At 55.7% G+C, this 17,099-nt stretch carries 19 protein-coding genes; 5 read left to right on the forward strand and 14 right to left on the reverse strand.

Features of this window, described 5'->3' with window-relative positions; all coding sequences use genetic code 11:
• Nucleotide 1: 1 nt before the first annotated feature.
• On the reverse strand, nucleotides 2–358 hold the full coding sequence (locus H6973_15960) for a hypothetical protein (protein MCP5127081.1): 357 nt from the start codon (nucleotides 356–358) through the stop codon (nucleotides 2–4).
• 613 nt (nucleotides 359–971) lie between these two features.
• On the opposite strand from H6973_15960, the gene H6973_15965 reads away from it, so the two are divergent.
• Entirely contained in the window at nucleotides 972–1,472 is a 501-nt protein-coding gene (locus H6973_15965) for a hypothetical protein (protein MCP5127082.1), read from the forward strand.
• A 243-nt stretch (nucleotides 1,473–1,715) separates the two neighbouring features.
• Here the strand turns inward: H6973_15965 and H6973_15970 are convergent, their stop codons facing one another.
• The 6 genes from H6973_15970 to H6973_15995 all read right to left on the reverse strand — a co-directional run bounded on the left by H6973_15970 (nucleotide 1,716) and on the right by H6973_15995 (nucleotide 6,319).
• Entirely contained in the window at nucleotides 1,716–2,126 is a 411-nt protein-coding gene (locus H6973_15970) for a septal ring lytic transglycosylase RlpA family protein (GenBank protein ID MCP5127083.1), read from the reverse strand.
• Between the two features lie 310 nt (nucleotides 2,127–2,436).
• Entirely contained in the window at nucleotides 2,437–2,844 is a 408-nt protein-coding gene (locus H6973_15975) for a PilZ domain-containing protein (protein ID MCP5127084.1), read from the reverse strand.
• A gap of 54 nt (nucleotides 2,845–2,898) precedes the next feature.
• Nucleotides 2,899–3,813 (reverse strand): protoheme IX farnesyltransferase, encoded by a 915-nt coding sequence (locus tag H6973_15980; protein MCP5127085.1) that lies wholly within the window; start codon nucleotides 3,811–3,813, stop codon nucleotides 2,899–2,901.
• Nucleotides 3,810–4,814 (reverse strand): COX15/CtaA family protein, encoded by a 1,005-nt coding sequence (locus H6973_15985; GenBank protein MCP5127086.1) that lies wholly within the window; start codon nucleotides 4,812–4,814, stop codon nucleotides 3,810–3,812. The genes H6973_15980 and H6973_15985 overlap by 4 nt, the downstream gene beginning before the upstream one ends.
• Before the next feature lie 12 nt (nucleotides 4,815–4,826).
• Nucleotides 4,827–5,396 (reverse strand): hypothetical protein, encoded by a 570-nt coding sequence (locus H6973_15990; protein MCP5127087.1) that lies wholly within the window; start codon nucleotides 5,394–5,396, stop codon nucleotides 4,827–4,829.
• 125 nt (nucleotides 5,397–5,521) lie between these two features.
• The gene (locus tag H6973_15995; protein MCP5127088.1) at nucleotides 5,522–6,319 is read right to left on the reverse strand and encodes an SURF1 family protein; all 798 of its coding nucleotides are present in this window, start codon (nucleotides 6,317–6,319) and stop codon (nucleotides 5,522–5,524) included.
• 60 nt (nucleotides 6,320–6,379) lie between these two features.
• Here H6973_15995 and H6973_16000 point away from each other — a divergent pair, with 60 nt between their 5' ends.
• The gene (locus H6973_16000) at nucleotides 6,380–6,619 is read left to right on the forward strand and encodes a twin transmembrane helix small protein (GenBank protein MCP5127089.1); all 240 of its coding nucleotides are present in this window, start codon (nucleotides 6,380–6,382) and stop codon (nucleotides 6,617–6,619) included.
• Here the strand turns inward: H6973_16000 and H6973_16005 are convergent.
• The 7 genes from H6973_16005 to H6973_16035 form a co-directional block, all read right to left on the reverse strand.
• On the reverse strand, nucleotides 6,607–7,485 hold the full coding sequence (locus H6973_16005) for a cytochrome c oxidase subunit 3 (GenBank protein ID MCP5127090.1): 879 nt from the start codon (nucleotides 7,483–7,485) through the stop codon (nucleotides 6,607–6,609). The two genes, H6973_16000 and H6973_16005, sit on opposite strands and share 13 nt — an antisense overlap.
• Nucleotides 7,486–7,541: 56 nt before the next feature.
• The gene (locus tag H6973_16010) at nucleotides 7,542–8,132 is read right to left on the reverse strand and encodes a cytochrome c oxidase assembly protein (protein MCP5127091.1); all 591 of its coding nucleotides are present in this window, start codon (nucleotides 8,130–8,132) and stop codon (nucleotides 7,542–7,544) included.
• On the reverse strand, nucleotides 8,129–8,272 hold the full coding sequence (locus H6973_16015; protein MCP5127092.1) for a hypothetical protein: 144 nt from the start codon (nucleotides 8,270–8,272) through the stop codon (nucleotides 8,129–8,131). Before H6973_16015 ends, H6973_16010 begins: the two co-directional genes overlap by 4 nt.
• On the reverse strand, nucleotides 8,265–8,552 hold the full coding sequence (locus H6973_16020) for a ferritin (protein MCP5127093.1): 288 nt from the start codon (nucleotides 8,550–8,552) through the stop codon (nucleotides 8,265–8,267). The genes H6973_16015 and H6973_16020 overlap by 8 nt, the downstream gene beginning before the upstream one ends.
• Before the next feature lie 120 nt (nucleotides 8,553–8,672).
• Nucleotides 8,673–10,262 carry a cytochrome c oxidase subunit I gene (gene ctaD, locus H6973_16025; protein ID MCP5127094.1) on the reverse strand — a complete coding sequence of 530 codons (1,590 nt, stop codon included), beginning with the start codon at nucleotides 10,260–10,262 and terminating at the stop codon, nucleotides 8,673–8,675.
• Nucleotides 10,259–11,113 carry a cytochrome c oxidase subunit II gene (coxB, locus tag H6973_16030; GenBank protein ID MCP5127095.1) on the reverse strand — a complete coding sequence of 285 codons (855 nt, stop codon included), beginning with the start codon at nucleotides 11,111–11,113 and terminating at the stop codon, nucleotides 10,259–10,261. Before coxB ends, ctaD begins: the two co-directional genes overlap by 4 nt.
• Nucleotides 11,114–11,240: 127 nt before the next feature.
• The gene (locus tag H6973_16035; GenBank protein MCP5127096.1) at nucleotides 11,241–11,723 is read right to left on the reverse strand and encodes a DUF2244 domain-containing protein; all 483 of its coding nucleotides are present in this window, start codon (nucleotides 11,721–11,723) and stop codon (nucleotides 11,241–11,243) included.
• A gap of 416 nt (nucleotides 11,724–12,139) precedes the next feature.
• Here H6973_16035 and carA point away from each other — a divergent pair, with 416 nt between their 5' ends.
• From carA to greA, 3 genes are all read left to right on the forward strand, one after another.
• Nucleotides 12,140–13,282 (forward strand): glutamine-hydrolyzing carbamoyl-phosphate synthase small subunit, encoded by a 1,143-nt coding sequence (gene carA, locus H6973_16040; protein MCP5127097.1) that lies wholly within the window; start codon nucleotides 12,140–12,142, stop codon nucleotides 13,280–13,282.
• Between the two features lie 104 nt (nucleotides 13,283–13,386).
• On the forward strand, nucleotides 13,387–16,611 hold the full coding sequence (gene carB, locus H6973_16045; protein MCP5127098.1) for a carbamoyl-phosphate synthase large subunit: 3,225 nt from the start codon (nucleotides 13,387–13,389) through the stop codon (nucleotides 16,609–16,611).
• Nucleotides 16,608–17,093 carry a transcription elongation factor GreA gene (gene greA, locus H6973_16050; GenBank protein MCP5127099.1) on the forward strand — a complete coding sequence of 162 codons (486 nt, stop codon included), beginning with the start codon at nucleotides 16,608–16,610 and terminating at the stop codon, nucleotides 17,091–17,093. Before carB ends, greA begins: the two co-directional genes overlap by 4 nt.
• Nucleotides 17,094–17,099 lie beyond the last annotated feature (6 nt).

Consider the following 17,099-nt stretch of genomic DNA (forward strand, 5'->3'; position numbering starts at 1 on the left):
ACTACAATCGAATCGTTGCTGGACGAGAGGCATCATTCTCAATAAATAGCGGCGCCGTTTGCAAAGCATCAGGCATTTCACCTGATGGGAGACGGTACATCAAGGTTCGCGCTTGGGTTTCCTGCATCGCCTGGCTTTGTCGCAGAGCATCGGCCAGCAGCAGAAGGAACATCTCTTCAGCGTGCGCGCGCCAGTATCCCTCATGGGCAAGGATGGGAGCAGGCGAGGCAATAACCGGGCGAACCGGCGCAACAGGCAAGTAGAGCAGGGCAGTCAGTAATGCACCGCATAGCGTCAGCAGTGAGGCGGGTAGCAAGTAAAGACCAAAAGTTCCAAAACGATCAATAAGATTACGCATGACGACCCCCGACTATGCTGGTTGGATAGCGAACCTTTGTACAAGTTTTCGTTGAAAATCCATACAAACTCTTAGGTGTCATCAAAGATTTTGTCTGAATTTTTTGTACAACTCTTATAACCAAGCATAACACAAGGATTTTAAAACGCAAGCTGGCGAGATGCTGTTCATTTCCCTCTCCGTTTGCAGGAGACGAGGAACTGAATACCTTAATGCTAGTCGAGTATGTTAGTCGTTACGCGAATGAATACAAAAGATAATTAAAAAATAAAGGATTTTTTATATTTCAGCGGTCTGAACTTGCCATTAGTCGAATAATAATTAAGGCTGATTCTATGCAATGTGTCTGGCTAAAAGCTATCCTTTTGCAAACGGACCTGCTGAGCAAGCTCTATGTCAGGGAAGGATTTTGGTGACAGTGTGTCGTCGATTTGCGAATAGAACTGCATACTCACCGGATGATGGGAAAGCATCGCCGGGAATTGAGAACAGCGGCTAATCATCAGGATACTGCCGCTGCTGATTATTACGGATGTTCTTACGTCCGTTTTGGAGGATTGAATATGATTTCAATCCTGAAAGCTTCCTTATCCACACCTGAGGCAACTTAAAGATGAAAAATTTGTTACGTATTTTTGGTGCGGCTCTAGCGTTGTTGTTGAGCGTTGCGGTCGTTCATGCCCAGGGATTCGAAATGAAAAGCTTCCCCGGTGGCGTTGGTAAAAAGGAAATGGTGTACAAGTTTCTCGTGCCTGAAGGAGTGACTGTCACTAATCAGAAGGGTGAAGTGAAGAAAGGCGGCTCTATCGTGATGGTGCCTGGTTCCAGAATCAAGTTGCTGGAATCCCCCTATGTCAAGGAGATGCAGAAGGATGAGGCGTTCATGTCCAGTTTCATGAACGCTGATCAGTATTTTGGAATGCCCGCAGAGCAAGTCAGGGACTTCGCGGTCATCTCGCTCATGGTCCCCGAAGGCGTGACTATAGAGGGGAGCGGCAAAACCGTTAAAGGTCCAGCAGATTTGATATTGATGGTTTCCAATGGAGGATCGGAAGTCATGGAGGATACCCAACCCGCCGGGTATTGGGATACCATGGGTTGGGATATGAAGTAGTGAACAGCCTGATGTTGTTATAGTTATACACCCCCCGGCTGGGCGGTCTCGCGTAGCGTCCGCCTGATCGGGGTGATGTGTCAACCATCCTCATTGAACATGACGCTTCAAATGCGAATTAAGAGCTTCATCCTCAACTCGTTGAAAACCCGATTTCTGGATTTTCGTCAGCAATTCGATGAGTAACGTAACATATTTATATTTAAGGATATTAGTTAGCTCTTAATTCGCATTCAAGTGAAATTAGCGTTTCCCCCACTTCAGAACTTCAAGCCGCACTGGAACCCGGCCCTGCCCGGTTCTCAGAAATCGCAACTCACGAGCTGCCTTACGCGATAGATCAATGATAGCCTTTGATCGGCGAGCAAGGCGATCGACGATCCGCACCCGCACTGTACGCTTATTCTTTCGGTTGATCACACGCACTATGGTACCGAAAGGCCAGTGGTGGTGGGCGGCCATTAAGGCGTTTTGGCTGAACTTGACGCCACTCGCCGTTGTTCTGCCGTGAAACCGTTTGGCGTAATAGGTCGCCGTTCCGATTTGCGTTTTAAGAACCTTGGGTTCCGGCGTTACTTCAACAGGCGTCCCTGTAAGCAAAAGGATTGCTAGGATCAGCGTATGAAGACGCCATGATCTTGAAAGCTTCATCATTGAAAAACACCTCATCCCCCATCCCTTTCCCACAGGGAGAGGGGGGGCTATTATACGGTCTTCGAGGGATTCTCAGGCGACTGCTAAAGATCCAGTACTGCATTCGCCGATAGTATCTTCTTGCAGTAACCATGTTTTCACCAGATCGACTCCATCATGCTTTAGCAATTAACCGCTATCTGGAGATTTTTACCCCGGCATTGATCTTCACGGTTTTGACAGGTAGCGGTGGGTGCCCTATGGTTGAGATCAACAGGAAAATGCCAGCCCACTAGATCGACGAGGGTAATGGCATTGCATCAATGCAGAGCTACGATGGAAAACTTCGGGCATACTTCGCGACCCATTCGGTTGCGGCTTCTTCTGCTGAAAGAAAGCGCCCCTCCTTCTCCAGTACTTCATGCTGGTAATGATGGATCTGGCAAACTTGTTCGACCATGCGCACAGAAAATTCTGTGTTTTCATCGGCGAACTGGACGCCGACATGATAGTGGTCATTGGTGCGGCGGCACCAGACAATGGTTCCCGTTGCTTCGAAGGGCGGTTCGCGCACCGGAATAGTGATTTGGATGACGCAACCTCGTGACAGCGCGTCATGGGTTTGAAAGCATAGCCCGCCGGGGCAAATATCCTTCAGGCAGTGGCGCCGGCCAAGTTCGGAACGAGTAATCCGATACTCGATGGGGATGTCCGAGGGATGCCGAATATAACGTCGCATGGACGGTCCTCCATAGTTGAAAAACCGTAAAGCGCCTCGATTCCGGCGCCAACCTCAAAGCGCATCGAAAAACCGTAGCACGTAATGATCCAGCATGAGCGCGGCAAATAACCCGAATAAATAAACGATGGAAAACCCAAAGGTTGGCATGGCCAGCGCGTCGTCCTCAGTAGCATACAATCGCACGGCGTAGCTCAGAAAACGCAGACCAAAACCCACCGCGCCGATAAGATAAATCCAGCCGCTCATCCCAGTCAGAAACGGCAGCAGCGCAATCAGAAATAATAAAATGGTATACAGCAGAATATGCAACCGGGTGAAGGCCACGCCGTGAGTTACCGGCAACATGGGAATATCGGCGTTCGCGTAATCGTGGCGGCGGTGAATAGCCAGCGCCCAAAAATGTGGCGGTGTCCAGATATAAATGATCAGAAACAGCAGCAAGGCACCCGGATCGACCTGGCCAGTAACCGCCGTCCAGCCCAGCAGGGGCGGAGCTGCGCCCGCCGCGCCGCCAATGACGATGTTCTGCGGGGTCGCCCGCTTGAGAAACAGGGTATAGATCACCGCGTAACCGATCAACGAGGCGAAGGTCAGCACCGCAGTCAATGCGTTGGTGAAAGCCAGCAATAAAACAAAACCCAGTACGCCAATCAGCAGGGAAAACGTCAAGACTTGCCAGGTATCCAGTTGCCCGCTGGGAAGTGGTCGGCGGCAGGTGCGGGCCATCATCGCATCGACGCGCCGGTCAACCAAGTGGTTGATAGCGGCAGCGGAACCGGCCATCAGGGCAATGCCCAGCGAACCGAACAACAGGATAGGCCAAGGCACCATGCCGGGCGTGGCCAGCAACATGCCGACCATGGCGGTAAAGGTGATTAACGCCACCACCTTGGGTTTGGTCAGTTCCAGATATTCTCGCCAATGGCGGCGGAATCGAGCATGCAGGGTCTGGCTGGTCGTCGTCATGTCACAGTTTCCGGTCGAAGCAGGTGGTTTAGCGTCACCAGCGCCAGCAACAGCAGCGCCGCGCCGCCATTATGGGCGACCGCGACCGGCAAGGGCAATTGCATTACGACATTAGCGATGCCCAGACTGAGCTGTGCAGCCAGCAATACACTAATGGCGATGCCGGCTCCCCGTAGAATCCGACTGCCCGCCACGGTTAACCGCCAAACTAGCCAGCCCAGATAAAGCAGGATCACTACCGCGCCGAGACGATGAATCCAGTGAATGGTGACCCGCGCATCGTTATCCAGTACGCCATATTCATAAGACACGCCCAGACCCCGCCACAAGGTAAAAGCTTCCCGGAAATCAGTCGGCGGCCACCAGTAAGTTTGACACGTCGGGAAATCCGGGCAGGCCAGGGCTGCGTAATTAGCGCTGGTCCAGCCGCCCAAGGCAATTTGCCCGACCAGCAGGATCAGTCCCAGCACGGCGTAAACGCGCAAGGATCGAGCCTGCGCGATCACCGCATCGCCACTGTAGCGGCCTTGTCGCAGCGCCAGCCACATCAGCAAACTCAAGGTCGCCAGGCCACCGAGCAGATGTCCCATGACGACCACCGGTTTCAACTGCCAAGTGACAGTCCACATACCCAGTAGCGCCTGGAAAATCACCAACCCGAGCAATAGCACTGGCAGAACGACCGGTTGATCGGGTTCGCGACGATTCCGCCAGGCCAGCGCCGCCATCGCCAAAATGAGTAGGCCCAGCGTTCCCGCGAAGTAACGATGGATCATTTCCTTCCAGGCTTTGTGCGCCTCGACGGGCCGTTCCGGGTAGGCTTCGTTGGCCTTGGCGATCTGGTGCGCCTCATCGGGCACATCCAAATGTCCATAACAGCCGGGCCAGTCGGGACATCCGAGTCCGGCATCCGATAAGCGTACATAAGCGCCTAGCAGCACCACGGCAAAAGTTAATACCAATGCGGTCCAGGTCAGACGGTAAAACCATTTGTTTTTCATGATTTTTTATTTTCAACCAATCTTGGATAGGTGCAATAGCCGTTTTAAATCCTTCAGCATTCCGCCCGGATCGACCGTGGTCGGATAACGCATCAGCAAATTACCCAGGGGATCGACCAGGTAAATCCAGGAGCCAACCTGATCGACCGCCGGGAACGCCTGGAGAAAGGCGTTGCGGATTTCTGCGTTGGCCACGCCCGCCAGCATCTCTGTATGTTCTACGGCCAGCCATTCGCGAAAATCTGCTCCCGGCATCCCATCCAGCAGCAATACTGTATTAACTCGCACGATCTCTTTACCCAAGGCCAGCCGCACTTGCCGCATGTCATATAAAGCCGTGCGGCAATGCGCGTCGCAATTCGTCACCCCACCTACATAGACCATGAGCCAGTGATTGCTCAGCGCTGCTTCATTCCATGGGCGTCCGTTGAGGGGCGTAAAACGCAGACTGGGCAGAGGTTGAGCGGGATTGAGCAATTCGCCGTGTTGGGCGGAGCCACTGGGCCGCCAGTTATCCGCCAGCAGCCACCAGGCCGTAACGAGTGGCAGTACGAAACAGGCGATGACGAACAATAGAATCAATCGTTGTCGCCAAAGGGAGGGAATAACCGATAATTTGAGTGGAAAAGTTAGCGCGCTCATTAGTGTTAATGGGTTATCAATGATAAGCAAAACAGGCATCCCGCCTGTTGGGACTTACGAAAGAGTCATTTTACTTCATTTATTTCAGAAGGAGGTTCTCGACGAATACTGGCGGCGATGTACAAAATAACCAACGCCGCTGACAAAGCAAACCATTGTACCGCATAACCCTGGTGGCGTTCGGGACCAAAACCGCCGAAATTCGGCTGCCAATCACGCCAGTAGCCCTGCTCGGCTTGCGGGTCGAGCAAAATGATAGCGGGTTTAAGAGAATAACCGAGAATGGTTGAAAGCGGGGAGTAATCGACGTATTGAATGACGCGAGGCCAGTTCCGGTCAGCGCCGCCCGGTTCGCCCAGACGAATGCCGGGATTGGCGGGTTGCGCGATGCGGCCATTCACGATGACCGGTTCGGCGGTTACTGCAATGTCTGGTAGAACCTGCCGCGATTCGCCCAGTGGAACCCAGCCCCGGTTGACCAGGATCGCCTCGCCATCCGCCAATCTTAGCGGTGTCAACACCTGGTAACCGGGTCGGCCTTCCCGTAACTGGTTGTCCAGCAGCAGTTGCCGCGAATCGTCATAGCGGCCAGTCGCGGTCACCTGACGATAATAATGGCTGGAATCGGCTGGATTGAGATGATCCAGGGATACAGGCGCTTGTCGGGATTGTTCGGCGAAAGCCGCTTGCAATTCCGCTTTCTGCCAAGCCCGATTGAGTTGCCAAAAGCCAAGCGATAACAACACCGGCAGCAGCAACAAGACGGCAAGGGTTGCTGGCCAGCCTGGACGAAATTTCCGGGGACCGCTTCGCGCCGTGGCTGTCTCGCTGTCCATGGGTTTGGCGTCGGTTTCGTTCAACACCGGTTGGTTTCAGTTATACTTCCAGCAGCCGTCCTTGCCCCTAACTCCTGGAATCCACTTATGCTGATCAAAATTATCGTCGCCGTCATGCTGCTCCTGATCCTCGCCAGTCTGGGTTCCGGGCTGTTTTTCCTGATTCGCGACGGGGGACACAATCCACGCACGGTGAAGGCGCTCACCGTGCGGATTGCCTTGTCCGTCGCCCTGTTCATCCTGCTGATGGTCGCCTACGCCACCGGGTTGATCACGCCGCATGGCGTGATGCAACGCGAATCCGCCCCGGCAGCTCACATCCAGTAAACGAAGATAAACAGCCCCAGCCAGACTACGTCCACAAAATGCCAGTACCAGGCCGCCGCTTCGAAAGCAAAATGCTTGTGCGGCGAAAAATGCCCGGCGATGCTGCGGAACAGGATAACAGTCAGGATAATCGCGCCAATCGTGACATGCAGACCATGAAACCCGGTCAACATGAAAAAGGTGGAGCCATAAATTCCACTGCCCAAGGTCAGGTGCAACTCCGTATAGGCTTCATGATACTCAGTCGCTTGGAGAGCCAGGAACAATACGCCCAAGCCAACGGTGGCGGCAAGGCCCTTGATCAACTTGCCGCGATTGCCTTCCACCAGCCCCCAATGCGCCCAAGTGATGGTCGCGCCGCTGCTAAGCAGGATCAGGGTATTGATTGCTGGCAGCCCCCACGCATGCATAGGAGCGAAGAAACCGCCGATCTTGTCCGGCCCATTGGTCGGCCAGGCGGCTTCGTACCCAGACCATATCAGGCTCTGGGTGAGAACACCATGTTCGGTTTCGCCGCCCAGCCAGGGCACCGAGTAATGCCGTGCGTAGAACAGCGCGCCAAAAAAAGCGGCGAAGAACATCACTTCCGAGAAGATGAACCAGCTCATACCCCAGCGGAAGGAGCGATCCATCTGCGCGTTGTAAAACCCACGTTCGCTTTCCATCACCACTGTGCCAAACCAGCCGAACATGGTAGTCAACAGCATTGTCACGCCAATGAACAGTAACGTATTGCCACCGCCATTCAATAGGGTGGCCCCACCGAACATTGTCGTGAACAGGCTGATCGAAGCAATAATCGGCCAGTGGCTTTGATTCGGCACATAATAGATATCGGAAGCCGGCGCGTGTGCATGCGTCGCCATAGAAAAATCCCCCTTGGTGATTGTTGATCAATTCGGCGAATGAGAAAGGTTCAGAACTAGGAACCGCTCAACTCATCCAGTCTAAAGAAAGTATATGACAAGGTCACCGTACGCACATCCGGCGGCAAATCCGGATCGATGCGGAACGTGACGGGCATTTCTTTACTTTCCCCGGCCTGAAATTGTTGGCGGCTGAAGCAGAAACACTCGATTTTCTGGAAATGCGCGGCCGCCAGACCTGGCGAAACGCTGGGAATCGCCTGCGCGACCAGCGGTTGATTGGTCAAGTTACGGGCGTGAAAATGGGTCTGGTAAAACTGGCCGGGATGAACCGTCATGTGATCCACCTGCGGGGAAAATTCCCACGGCGCGGTCACATTCAGATTGGCTACGAACTCCACAGTAATGGTGCGTGATTCGTCGACTTTCATCGGCGCTACCGCAGCCACACGGCCTCCGGTTTTGCCATTCAATCCAGTCACTTGGCAAAGCACATTGTAGATCGGCACCATTGCGAAACCGAAACCAAACATGGCAACCGTGATCAACAACATGCGCCGCACCAGCCGGCGATGGGCTTGCCGCAGACGGTCTGTATCCAGAGATGCTGGATCAGAATTTGGAGTGTCTTCAACAGTCTTGTTCATTGCAGACCCATGATTACGATGATGCCGATATAAAACGCCAGCGCCAGCGCGCCCAGAAATAAAGCCGTGCGGCGGTTACGCGCCGCCAGCGCAGGGTCGGAATTTTTCGAGGTATCCATCCCGGTTTTGGTCCTATCCATGAGCAATTGGTTTCTCAGTGAAAAGATAGTCCCGCAACTCATGGTCAAAAGCGGGATCCTGGCGACGAATCCACTCCAGCACCATCGCCGCGTGTTCCTTCTCCTCATCGCGGTTGTGGGCCAGAATCGCCTTGAGTTCGGGATTCTTGCAGGCATCCACCCGCTGGTTGTACCAATCCACTGCCTCCAACTCTTCCATCAACGAGGTAATCGCCCGATGCATATCCCGCGTGTTGTCGGACAGCTCGTTGATCGGCTCGTGATAGCCTTCATTCGCCATGCCTGATTCTCCTCGATGATGCGCGTTTTCGCTACTACATAGTCATTAACTTTTGGTTCCCTCTCCCCCAACCCCTCTCCCCGCAAGCGGGCGAGGGGGGAGCAAAGTTACTGGATCAAATCAGTCCACCTGTGGGGCAGTCTGGAAAGTATGATACGGCGGCGGCGAACTCAACGTCCATTCCAGTCCTTTCGCGCCTTCCCAGACCTGATCGGTCGCCTTGGCGCCGCCACGAATCGTCTGGATAACGTTATAGGCGAACAGGAGTTGCGAAATGCCGAAGATGAACGCGCCCACTGTTGAGATCATATTGAAGTCGGTGAACTGCAAGGCATAGTCAGGAATGCGGCGCGGCATGCCGGCCAGGCCCAGGAAGTGTTGTGGGAAGAACAGCACGTTCACCCCGATCACTGACAGCCAGAAATGCCACTGACCCAGCTTCTCGTTGTACATGTGGCCGGTCCACTTGGGCAGCCAGTAGTAGGCTGCAGCCATGATCGAGAACACAGCGCCTGGCACCAGCACATAGTGGAAATGCGCCACCACGAAGTAGGTATCCTGATATTGGAAGTCCGCTGGCGCGATGGCCAGCATCAGGCCGGAAAAGCCACCAATAGTGAACAGGACGACAAAGGCGATGGCGAACAGCATCGGCGTCTCGAAGGTCATGGAACCCCGCCACATGGTCGAGACCCAGTTGAACACCTTCACCCCGGTCGGCACCGCGATCAGCATGGTGGCGTACATGAAGAACAGTTCGCCGGCCAGCGGCATGCCGACCGTGAACATGTGATGCGCCCAGACGATGAATGACAGAAAGGCAATGGAAGCGGTAGCGTAGACCATCGACGCATAGCCAAACAGGGGCTTGCGGGCAAAAGTCGGGATAATCTGCGAAATTACCCCAAACGCTGGCAGGATCATGATATAGACCTCGGGATGGCCGAAGAACCAGAAGATGTGCTGGAACATCACGGGATCGCCGCCACCCGCCGCGTTGAAGAAGCTGGTGCCAAAGAACTTGTCGGTCAGCAGCATGGTTACCGCGCCTGCCAATACCGGCATCACCGCGATTAGCAGGAACGCTGTGATCAGCCAGGTCCACACGAACAGCGGCATTTTCATCAGAGTCATGGTCGGCGCGCGCAGATTAAGAATCGTGGCGACGATGTTGATCGCGCCCATGATCGACGAGGCGCCCATCATATGCACGGCCAGGATCACGAACGGGAACGCCTCGCCGGTCTGCAACACCAGCGGCGGGTACAGCGTCCAGCCGCCGGCTGGACCGCCGCCTGCGGTAAACAGCGTAGACAGCAGCAGGGTGAACGCGAACGGCATGATCCAGAACGACCAGTTGTTCATGCGCGGCAAGGCCATGTCCGGCGCGCCGATCATCATCGGAATCAGCCAGTTTGCCAGACCGACGAAGGCCGGCATCACCGCGCCAAAGATCATCACCAACGCATGCATGGTGGTCATCTGGTTGAAGAAATGCGGATCGACGATTTGCAGGCCCGGTTGGAACAGTTCGGCGCGGATCACCAGCGCCATCGACCCGCCGATGAAGAACATCAGCAGAGAAAACAGCAGGTAGAGTGTGCCGATGTCCTTGTGATTGGTGGTAAAAATCCAGCGGCTTAAACCCGGCGCGGGGCCGTGATGCTCATGGTCATGACCATGATCGTGGGTCGGTGCTGCGGTGCTCATAGCGCTTGACCTCCAGAAACGGTGGCAGGTTGGGAAACAGGATGACTTTCATTCTGCGCGGTTTGCGGAGTGGCTTTCGCCTTCATCTGGGTCAGCCATTCTTTAAATTCTGCTTCAGGAACCGCCTTGACGACAATCGGCATAAAACCATGGTCCCGTCCGCACAGTTCGGCGCACTGGCCGCGATAAACGCCCGGTTTCTCGATCTGCGTCCAGGTTTCATTGATGAAGCCGGGAATGGCGTCTTTCTTCCAGCCCAGATCGGGCACCCACCAGGAGTGGATCACATCGGCGGCAGTCGTCAGGATGCGAACCTTCTTGCCCACCGGCACCACTAACGGATTATCCACCTCCAGCAGATAATGCTCGCCTTTCGGCGCAGCATTGCGAATCTGCGCCTGAGGTGTAGAAAGGGTACTGAAAAATCCAACTCCCTCATCGAGATAATCATAATGCCAGCGCCATTGATAGCCGGTGACCTTGACCGTCAGTTCAGCATCGCGGGTATCGTACATACGCACCAGAGTGGCCGTCGCCGGCACCGCCATCACGATCAGAATCGCCATCGGGATGATGGTCCAGAGTATCTCAATCAGCGTACTCTCATGGAACTGGGCCGCCACCGCGCCCCGTGATTTGCGGTGGTGATAGATTGACCAGAACATCACGCCAAACACCCCGATGCCAATCACCACGCAAATCCAGAAGATCGTCATGTGCAGATGGTAAACATCGTGGCTGACTGGAGTTACGCCTCTTGGCATATTCAGCGCAAACTCGGCGCAGGCGCTGCCGCTCCAACTCGCTAATCCGCTCCCGAGGGCGGCGGTCCCCGCTACAATTCGATTCATTCCCATACCCCTCTCCCGATGGTTGAATGCGCTCCAGGTCGTAGAACCGGTAACGCAAAAATGAAATACCAAAAAACACCCTGACCTGCCGGATCGCGTTCCGGCCCGTCATTTAAATGCAATGAAATTATGAATTAACGCAGAGACAACGGCTCAAGTCCTCGGCAAGCTGCCGACGTTCCTCTTCGACCAAGAAGCGACCCACCTCGACTGTTTGACCATGTACGCGGATCAGCAACCGACTCGGATACCACTGTCGGGGGCAAGCCTTAAGGACGACACGCGCCCAAGTTCGCGTCAGCGTTAGGGACTGTTCGGGCTTCCGTCGGCCCCGCTCGATGCGAATTGTGTCAGAAGCAATACAAATCACTTCCCGCTCATGACAGTGGCGGGCCACCAAATAAAAGCCGGTTCCCACCGCCAGCAGTTCCAGACCGGCAAACGGCAATACGAGCCAGAAACCCATCGCCACCAAAGGTAGCACGAGGGCCAGGGTAATAATGCAGAAGCTTGCGAAAACCATGACCGTCTGCCGCCAGGACAATGAGCGGTTGGGACGCAGCACAAAGCAGTATTGACACTCGGTGGTACAACCCATATCCGCGATCATATCTGGAATTCCCCTGTTCGTTTTGCCTAAATAACAAGTAACTTGATCGGGTAATTTTGTCAAGGGGTCAAGACCAATGAAATCGCTTCTGCAGCTTTGCTGTCCAGGGAAGTAAGGATTCTCTATAAGCAATTCTGTAAGACTCCACCACTCGGGCGACGTCTCCTCGCGGAATTCGGCCTGCGAAACTTCCGGACCCGCAATTGTCGATGAGCGCAGTACACCGCCAGATTCGCGCCAATGAAAAAATCAGCGCGTTCTGGAACTCGTGGGATGCTCCTGACTAAACGGCTAGAGCGAGCAGGGCTAATTTGATAAACTGCCGACTAGTTCAAAAACCCGGTTGATTTCGCGCCACATTCAGGGAGTGGTTTTCGCCGCTCCTTTCTTATGCGCGTCTGTTTGGGAGGCACTCCTTGAGGAAATCTGCGATTCTGGCCTTGGAAGACGGCAGCCTGTTCCGGGGCGAATCCATTGGCGCCGATGGCCACGCCCAGGGCGAGGTGGTGTTCAACACCTCGATCACCGGCTATCAGGAAATTTTGACCGATCCTTCCTACTGCCGGCAAATTATCACCCTGACCTACCCACACATCGGCAATGTGGGAACCAATCGCGGCGATGAAGAAGCCGCCGAGATTCACGCCAGCGGTCTGATTGTGCGCGACTACCCGCAGGTGGCCAGTAACTGGCGCAATCAGCAACCGCTCGACCGCTATTTGCGGGAGCGCGGAATCGTGGGCCTGGCGGGCATCGACACCCGCCGGCTGACCCGGCTGCTGCGTGAGAAGGGCGCGCAAAATGGCTGCATCATGGCCGGAGACGCGATTGATGCCGAACGGGCGCTGAAACTGGCCCGCGAATTTCCCGGTCTGAAAGGCATGGATTTAGCGAAAGTGGTCAGCGTCGCCACGCCCTACCTCTGGCGGGAAGGCCGTTGGCAACTTACCAGCAACAGTTTTCCCACCGTCAACAATGCTCGCTACCATGTCGTCGCCTGCGATTACGGGGTCAAGCGCAACATTCTGCGGATGCTGGCCGACCGGGACTGCCGATTGACCGTTGTTCCCGCGCAAATGTCTGCTTCAGCCATTATGGAACTGGATCCTGATGGCGTCTTTCTATCCAACGGCCCTGGCGATCCTGAACCCTGCGATTACGCGATCACCGCTATTCGCGAACTGCTGGACATCGGCGTTCCCCTGTTTGGGATTTGCCTCGGTCACCAATTGTTGGGGCTGGCCAGCGGCGCGCGGACAGTGAAAATGAAATTTGGCCATCATGGCGGTAATCATCCGGTTCTGGATCTCGATAGCCGCCGGGTGATGATCAGCAGCCAGAACCACGGTTTTGCAGTCAATGAAGCCACCTTGCCGGATTGCCTGCGCGCTACCCATCGTTCGCTGTTTGACGGTTCGCTGCAAGGCATCGCCCGCGTTGACCGGCCCGCCTTCAGCTTCCAGGGCCACCCGGAAGCCAGCCCCGGCCCCCACGACGTGGCGCCGCTCTTTGACCGGTTCATTGGCCTGATGGCGGAAACACGTCAGGCTAAAACCTGACCCACCCTTGCGTAGGTTGGGCTGCTGTTTTCTTGGCAACCCAATAGGATCATCACCGCATGTTGGGCTGACGCGGTCAGTCCAACCTACAAAAGTCGCGCAGTATGCCCAAACGTACCGATTTACACAGTATCCTGATTATTGGCGCCGGTCCCATCGTGATCGGCCAAGCCTGCGAATTTGACTATTCGGGCGCGCAAGCGTGCAAGGCGTTGCGGGAGGAAGGGTACCGGGTGATCCTGGTCAACTCCAACCCCGCCACGATCATGACCGATCCTAACATGGCCGATGCAGTGTATATCGAGCCGATTCATTGGCAAACGATCGCCCAGGTCATCGCCCGCGAGCGCCCTGACGCTTTATTGCCGACCATGGGCGGCCAGACCGCGCTGAACTGCGCGCTCGACCTGGTCCGGCATGGGGTGCTAGAGCAACAGGGCGTCGAAATGATTGGCGCTTCTCCCGACGCTATTGATATGGCTGAGGACCGCGAGCGCTTCCGGCAGGCCATGCATGAAATTGGCCTGGCTACTCCACGCTCAGTAGTCGCGCATACGCTGGAGGCGGCGCTGGCTCAGCATCACGAAATCGGTTTCCCGACCATTCTCCGCCCGTCTTTCACTCTGGGCGGCAGCGGCGGCGGCATCGCCTACAACCGCGAGGAACTGGTCGAGATTCTCGAACGCGGCCTGGACCTGTCGCCCACCAGTGAGGTGCTGCTGGAAGAATCGGTGCTGGGCTGGAAAGAGTTCGAGATGGAAGTGGTTCGCGACCGCGCCGATAACTGCATCATTGTCTGCTCCATTGAAAATTTCGATCCCATGGGCGTGCATACTGGCGACTCAATCACTGTCGCGCCAGCGCAAACGCTCACTGATAAGGAATACCAGATCATGCGCGACGCCTCGCTGGCGGTGCTACGCAAGATCGGCGTCGATACCGGCGGCTCCAATGTCCAGTTCGCTATCAACCCCGATAATGGACGCATGGTCATCATCGAAATGAACCCGCGCGTCTCCCGTTCCTCGGCGCTGGCGTCCAAGGCTACCGGCTTTCCCATCGCCAAGGTGGCGGCCAAGCTGGCGGTGGGTTACACCCTGGACGAGTTGCAAAACGAGATCACCGGCGGTCGCACCCCCGCTTCGTTCGAGCCGAGCATTGACTATGTAGTGACCAAGGTGCCGCGCTTCAATTTCGAGAAATTCCCACAGGCTGATCCCCGGTTGACCACCCAGATGAAATCGGTCGGCGAGGTCATGGCGATTGGCCGCATCTTCCAGGAATCGTTGCAAAAAGCATTGCGTGGACTGGAAATTGGCGTCGATGGTTTCAACGAAGTTCTCGACGGCAACCCGGCTGATCCGCATAAGATTCTTAAACAGGAACTGGGCGTTCCCGGCGCCCAGCGGCTGTGGTATGTAGCCGAAGCGTTCCGGCTGGGCTATTCGGTTGAGATGTTGTACGAACTGACACGCATTGACCCCTGGTTCCTGACGCAGATTGAAGAATTGATACAACTGGCTGGCGAGGTGCGCACCCTGGGTTTGACGGCGCTGCATGACCGCGAGCGGTTGTACTTCCTCAAGCGCAAGGGTTTTTCCGACAGCCGCCTGGCGGCCCTGTCTGGCGCTGATGAAACGACGGTCCGGCGCTTGCGCGAGCAGTTGGATGTCCACCCGGTTTATAAACGGGTCGATTCCTGCGCCGCTGAATTCGCCACCCGCACCGCCTATCTCTACTCGACCTACGAAGAAGAATGTGAGGCGGAACCGAGTGACCGGGAAAAAATCATGGTGCTGGGCGGCGGTCCCAACCGGATTGGCCAAGGCATCGAATTTGACTACTGCTGCGTTCACGCAGCTTTGGCGTTGCGGGAAGATGGCTACGAAACTATTATGGTCAACTGCAATCCAGAAACCGTATCCACCGACTTCGACACTTCGGACCGGTTGTACTTCGAGCCATTGACGCTGGAAGATGTGCTGGAAATCGTCCGTAAGGAGTGCCCCAAGGGCGTTATCGTCCAGTACGGTGGCCAGACGCCGCTCAAACTGGCCAAGCCGCTGGAAGCCAATGGCGTGCCGATCATTGGCACCAGTCCGGACGCTATCGACCGTGCGGAAGATCGTGAGCGGTTTCAGCAAATGATCGACCAATTGGGCTTGTTGCAACCTCCGAATCGCACCGCCCGCGAAGCGGAGGAGGCCGTGCGCCTAGCCCGCGAAATTGGTTATCCCCTGGTGGTGCGTCCTTCTTATGTGCTCGGTGGCCGGGCCATGGAAATCGTCCACGAGGAAGCCGATTTACGCCGTTACATGGCCGAAGCGGTGCAGGTTTCCAACGAATCGCCGGTGTTGCTGGATCGCTTCCTCAGCGACGCGGTTGAGGTGGATGTCGATGCGCTCAGCGACGGTTGCGAGGTGATCATCGGCGGCATTATGGAGCATATCGAGGAAGCTGGGGTGCATTCCGGGGATTCCGCCTGTTCGCTACCGCCTTTTTCCCTCGGCCCGACCATCCAGAATCGGCTGCGCGAGCAGGTGCGAGCGATGGCCATGAAACTGGGCGTGGTCGGGTTAATGAACACCCAGTTCGCCATCCAAGGCGACGCCATCTATGTTCTGGAAGTCAACCCGCGCGCCTCGCGCACCGTTCCCTATGTCTCGAAAGCCACGGGCCGACCGCTGGCCAAGATCGCCGCCCGCTGCATGGTGGGGCGCACACTGGCGGAACAGAGGGTATCCGGCGAGGTGATTCCCAACTATTATTCTGTCAAGGAAGCCGTGTTTCCTTTCGTCAAATTCCCCGGCGTTGACCCGTTGCTCGGACCGGAAATGAAATCGACCGGCGAGGTGATGGGCGTTGGGCGCACCTTTGGCGAAGCCTTCGCCAAGGCGCAACTGGGCGCGGGCGACCAATTGCCGCGCGGCGGACGGGCCTTCATCAGCGTGCGCGACATTGATAAAGCCAAAGCGGTCGAGATTGCCCGCGACCTGGACCGGCTCGGTTTCGCGCTGGTGGCCACCAAAGGCACTGCCGCCGCATTGCGCGCTCAGGGCTTGGCTTGCGAAACCGTTCACAAGGTCGGCGAGGGCCGACCGCATGTTGTCGACCTGATCAAGAATGACCAGATCGACCTGATCGTCAACACCACCGAAGGCAAGCAAGCCATTGCTGATTCCTTTTCCATCCGTCGTGAGGCGTTAATGCACAAGGTGAGCTATACCACGACGATCGCCGCGGCGCGGGCCACCTGTCAGGCCCTGCGCGAACTTGATAATGGGAGCGTAAACTGTCTCCAGGAACTCCACCGGGAATTGCCCGTATGACCACTACAAATAGAGTACCCATGACTGCCGCCGGCGCCGACCGGCTACGTACTGAATTGCAGGAATTGAAAACGGTGGCGCGGCCGCGTATTACCGCCGCCATTGCTGAAGCTCGCGCGCATGGCGACCTGAAGGAGAACGCTGAATATCATGCTGCGAGAGAGCAGCAAAGTTTTGCCGAAGGCCGCATTGCCGAAATCGAATCGAAACTGGCGAATGCACAAATTATCGATGTCACCACTTTGCCGCCTTCAGATCGGGTGGTTTTTGGTTGTACCGTGCGCCTGATCGAGGAAGACAGTGAGGAAGAGAAATGCTATCAAATCGTTGGCGAGGACGAAGCTGACATCAAGGCGGGCAAAATTTCCTTCAGCTCGCCGATCGCCCGAGCGCTGATCGGCAAATCCGCTGGCGATATCGTTGATGTGCAAACGCCAGGCGGTATAAAAACTTACGAAATTACTGACGTGCAATACCTCTAAACAGGA

The organism is Gammaproteobacteria bacterium (assembly GCA_024235095.1).
In the GTDB taxonomy this organism is placed as follows: domain Bacteria; phylum Pseudomonadota; class Gammaproteobacteria; order Competibacterales; family Competibacteraceae; genus UBA2383.